We start from the raw sequence: 4,413 nt of genomic DNA on the forward strand, positions 1-4,413 counted from the left end.
CGCCCACCCGGTCGGCGAGGGTGTTGAGCGCCGGCCCGTCCGGCAGCACCGGGTGCGCGGACCGCGCCAGGTCGGCGGCGTTGGCCCGCTCGAGCAGCACGGGCACGGCGAAACCCTCGATGCGGGACAGCGGCACCCCCGCGTCGGCGGCGACCTCCTCCGGGGAGGCCCCGTGCCGGATCCGGTCCTGGATCTCACGGGGACGCAGCGTGCCGGTCACAGGCGCCCGGTCCGACCCGCCGGCCACGAACTCACCGCGCGCGGCGGCTCGGAAACGGTCGTCGAGGGGCAGGGTGAACTTCTCACCGGAGTCCGGGACCTCGCATTCGACGACCGACGACTCGGTGTCCACACCGATGATCCTCAGCTTCCGCATGCCGCCTCCTCGACTCCTCGCGGCCCCGTCGGCGGCCTGAGCTGCTCCGCTGCCCGGGGCCTGGGCGCGTCCCCACATGGTAGGGCAGCGCAGCCCACCCGGCGCGCGGACGGGCCGGGTGGGCTGCGGAAAAGTACGGGCCCGGCCGGAGGGGGCCGGCGTGCCCGGGGGCGGCTCAGGAGAGCTGGCCGACCACGTGGTCGATGCAGCGGGTCAGCTGCGTGACGTCCTCGGGCTCGATCGCCGGGAACATGCCGATGCGCAGCTGGTTGCGGCCCAGCTTGCGGTACGGCTCGGTGTCGACGATGCCGTTGGCGCGCAGGGTCTTGGCGACCTTCGCGGCGTCGATCTCCTCGGCCAGGTCGATCGTGCCCACCACCTGCGACCGGTGTGCGGGCTCGGCGACGAACGGGGTGGCGTAGTCGCTGGCCTCGGCCCAGTCGTACAGACGCGAGGACGAGTCCTTGGTCCGCGCGACGGCCCAGTCGAGCCCGCCCTGGTCGTTCATCCACTCGATCTGCGAGGCGAACATCAGCAGCGTCGCCACGGCCGGGGTGTTGTACGTCTGGTTCTTGCGCGAGTTGTCCACCGCGGTGGGCAGTGACAGGAAGTCCGGGCACCAGCGGTCGGTGGCCGCGATCTCGTCGACCCGCGCGAGGGCTGCGGGGCTCATGATCGACACCCACAGGCCGCCGTCGGAGGCGAAGGACTTCTGCGGGGCGAAGTAGTAGACGTCGGCGTCCGCGATGTCGACGGGCAGTCCGCCGGCGCCGGAGGTGGCGTCGATCGCGACGAGCGCGTTCTCCGAGCCCGCCGGGCGGGACACCGGCACCATCACGCCGGTGGAGGTCTCGTTGTGCGCCCAGCCGATGAGGTCGACGGACGGGTCGGAGGTCGGCTCCGGCGCCGAGCCGGGGTCGGCCGAGATGACGATCGGGTCGGCCAGGAACGGCGCGCCGCCGGTGACCTTGGCGAACTTGGAGGAGAACTCGCCGTAGGTCAGGTGCAGCGACTTCTCCCGCACCAGGCCGAACGCGGCGGCGTCCCAGAACGCGGTGGTGCCGCCGTTGCCCAGCACGACCTCGTAGCCCTCGGGGAGGGAGAACAGCGAGGACAGGCCGTCGCGCACCCGACCCACGACGTCCTTGACCGGGGCCTGGCGGTGGCTGGTGCCCATCACCGTGGTGGCGGCGTCGGCGACGGCCGAGATCTGCTCGGGGCGGACCTTGGACGGACCGCAGCCGAAGCGGCCGTCGGCGGGCTTGAGGTCGGCGGGGATGGAGGGCAGCTGATCGCTCATGCTCTTGGGATGCCGTTTCGGTGTCGTCGGGTGGGTCGTGCTCCATGGTAGTCCGGCCGGGCCCCGGGCCCGGAGTACCGTCTGGGGTCATGGAGGAACCGGTCCTGGAACCCACCGATTTCGACACCATGCGCGTCGGGTACGGCCTGCACGCGCGGCTGGACGTGGCCGACCTCGCCGGCGGGTGGTTGCCCCTGTTCACCGAGTGGTTGGACGAGGCCGGCCGGCGCGGCGTCCGCGAACCCAACGCCATGGTGCTCGGCACCGTCGGCGCCGAGGGACGGCCGTCGACCAGGACCGTCCTGTGTAAGGGCGTCGACGAGGGCGGGGTGACGTTCTTCACGACGACGACGTCGCGCAAGGGCGTCCAGTTGGCGCAGACCGGGTACGCGTCGGTGACCTTCCCCTGGCTGATCGCCGAGCGTCAGGTGCACATCGAGGGCGCCTGCCATCCGATCGACCGGGCGGACAGCCTCGCGTACTGGCGCACCCGGCCGCGAGGGTCGCAGGTCGCCGCCTGGGCGTCCGAGCAGTCGCGCCCGGCGGAGTCGGTGGCCGAGCTCGAAGCGCTGTACGCGACGGCGGCGCACCGCCTGGCCGACGTCGACGAGATCCCCATGCCCGACCGGTGGGGCGGGTACCGGGTGGTCCCGGACCGGGTGGAGTTCTGGCAGGGCGGGCCGGACCGGTTCCACGACCGTGTCGAGTGTCTGCGGGACGGCGACCGGTGGACCGCCCGGCGGCTCCAGCCCTGACGCCGGGCCGCGGGGGCCGCCCGGGCGACGGTCGGGGCGCCGCCCGGTCCGCGGGGGGACCTGTGGCGAACTCCCTTCGAACCACGAACGGCGGTCACGGTAGGGTGTGGCACAGCACATTCGTGGCGGAACTCGACCGCCGGGACCAGTCGTCGGAGAGGGAATCGCGTGACCGCAGGCTCGAACGGTTCGGACCGCAAAGCAACACTGTCCTACCCCGGCGGTGAGCTCGAACTCGACGTGGTGGAGGCGAGCTGCGGTAGCGACGCGATGCAGCTGGGTTCGCTGCTGGCCGACACGGGGATGACCACGCTGGACGTGGGGTTCGTCAACACCTCCGCGTGCACCTCCTCGATCACCTACATCGACGGCAACGAGGGCATCCTCCGGCACCGCGGGTACCCGATCGACCAGCTCGCCGAGAACGCGTCGTTCCTCGAGGTCTCCTACCTGCTGATCTACGGCGAGGATCCCACCGAGGCCCAGCTCGCCGAGTTCACCGACAAGGTGCTCGGGGAGACCGCGCTGCCCGGCCAGATGATGCCGCTGCTGCAGGCCTTCCCCCGCGACACCCACCCGATGCCCGTCCTCTCCGCCGGCGTGAGCCTCTTCGGCACCCACGGTGACGACCTGGACATCGACGACCCCAAGGCCGTCGACCTGGCGACCGCGCGCCTGCTGGGCCGCGGCCCGACGCTGGCCGCCGCGATCGAGCGCATCCGCAACGGCCACGAGGCCATCGACCCGGACCCGTCGCTCGGGTACGTCCGCAACTTCCTGCGGATGACGTTCGGCCCGGACTACGAGATCACCGACGAGGTTGCCAAGGCCCTCGACATGCTCCTCGTCCTGCACGCGGACCACGAGCAGAACTGCTCCACCTCCACGGTGCGGATGGTCGGCTCCTCCGAGGCGCCGCTGTACTCCTCGATCACCGGCGGCATCAACGCCCTGTACGGCCCGCTTCACGGCGGCGCCAACCAGGCCGTGCTCGAGATGCTCGAGCGGATCGAGTCGGAGGGCGGCGACGCCACCGATTACATGGACCGCGTCAAGAACAAGGTCGACGGCGTCAAGCTGATGGGCTTCGGTCACCGCGTCTACAAGAGCTACGACCCGCGCGCCCAGATCGCCAAGAAGCACGCCCACGCGCTGCTGTCCCAGAGCAACGACCCTCTGCTCGAGATCGCGCTCAAGCTCGAGGAGACCGCGCTGGCCGATGACTACTTCGTCGAGCGCAAGCTCTACCCGAACGTCGACTTCTACACCGGCCTCATCTACCGTGCGATGGGCTTCCCGACCGACATGTTCACCGTGCTGTTCGCGCTCGGTCGCATGCCCGGCTGGATCGCCCACTGGCGCGAGATGCGCGAGGATCCCTCCACCAAGATCAACCGCCCGCGCCAGGTCTACACCGGCCCGGCCGAGCGGAGCTTCACCCCGATCAGCCAGCGCTGAACCCGGGATTCCCACCCCAGGAGAACATCATGGACAAGCCCGAGATCGACATGCCGACGGGCCCCGCGCCCACCGACCTCGTCACCGAGGACCTCACGGTGGGCGACGGCGCGGAGGCGGTCGCCGGCGGTAACGTCACCGTGCACTACGTGGGGGTGGACTACGAGACCGGTGAGCAGTTCGACTCCTCCTGGGATCGCGGCGAGTCCATCACCTTCCCGCTGAACGGCCTCATCCAGGGCTGGCAGGAGGGCATTCCGGGGATGAAGGTGGGCGGACGCCGCCAGCTGGTGATCCCGCCGGACAAGGCCTACGGCACCTCTGCGGCCCTGCACCCGCTCGGCGGCAAGACTCTCGTCTTCGTGATCGACCTGCTCGACGCCTGATCGGGCGGTCCCGGAAGCCGACAGCGGCGCCCCGTCCTCCTTTCTCGGGAGGGCGGGGCGCCGTCGTCTGTCGGGATGGAGCAGGGCGACTCGCCCGCGTCCCGGCCCGCGCCCACCGCCTGACCCGGCCTGCGCCTG

The 4,413-nt window shown here is 71.2% G+C and carries 5 protein-coding genes; 3 read left to right on the forward strand and 2 right to left on the reverse strand.

Features of this window, described 5'->3' with window-relative positions; genetic code table 11:
- Positions 1-376: septation protein SepH (gene sepH / locus G6030_RS11185; protein ID WP_182643176.1), on the reverse strand; the 376-nt coding region annotated here is incomplete at its 3' end.
- A gap of 175 nt (positions 377-551) precedes the next feature.
- Positions 552-1,676, reverse strand: coding sequence for a phosphoserine transaminase (serC, locus tag G6030_RS11190; protein ID WP_007628873.1), 1,125 nt, complete (start codon positions 1,674-1,676; stop codon positions 552-554).
- 89 nt (positions 1,677-1,765) lie between these two features.
- On the opposite strand from serC, the gene pdxH reads away from it, so the two are divergent.
- The 3 genes from pdxH to G6030_RS11205 all read left to right on the forward strand — a co-directional run bounded on the left by pdxH (position 1,766) and on the right by G6030_RS11205 (position 4,275).
- Complete coding sequence (pdxH, locus tag G6030_RS11195) at positions 1,766-2,431, forward strand: pyridoxamine 5'-phosphate oxidase (protein WP_007628876.1); 666 nt, start codon at positions 1,766-1,768, stop codon at positions 2,429-2,431.
- A 168-nt stretch (positions 2,432-2,599) separates the two neighbouring features.
- Entirely contained in the window at positions 2,600-3,889 is a 1,290-nt protein-coding gene (locus G6030_RS11200) for a citrate synthase (RefSeq protein WP_007628877.1), read from the forward strand.
- A 29-nt stretch (positions 3,890-3,918) separates the two neighbouring features.
- Complete coding sequence (locus tag G6030_RS11205) at positions 3,919-4,275, forward strand: FKBP-type peptidyl-prolyl cis-trans isomerase (protein WP_007628879.1); 357 nt, start codon at positions 3,919-3,921, stop codon at positions 4,273-4,275.
- The last annotated feature ends 138 nt before the right edge of the window (positions 4,276-4,413 follow it).

It is taken from the genome of Dietzia sp. E1 (assembly GCF_014145015.1).
GTDB lineage: Bacteria > Actinomycetota > Actinomycetes > Mycobacteriales > Mycobacteriaceae > Dietzia > Dietzia cinnamea_A.

What these genes read in the sequence shown, in the direction of transcription:
- pdxH (WP_007628876.1), top strand. Translation starts at nt 1,766, where the DNA reads ATGGAGGAACCGGTCCTGGAACCCACCGATTTCGACACCATGCGCGTC.
- serC (WP_007628873.1), bottom strand. Translation starts at nt 1,676, where the DNA reads ATGAGCGATCAGCTGCCCTCCATCCCCGCCGACCTCAAGCCCGCCGAC.
- G6030_RS11205 (WP_007628879.1), top strand. Translation starts at nt 3,919, where the DNA reads ATGGACAAGCCCGAGATCGACATGCCGACGGGCCCCGCGCCCACCGAC.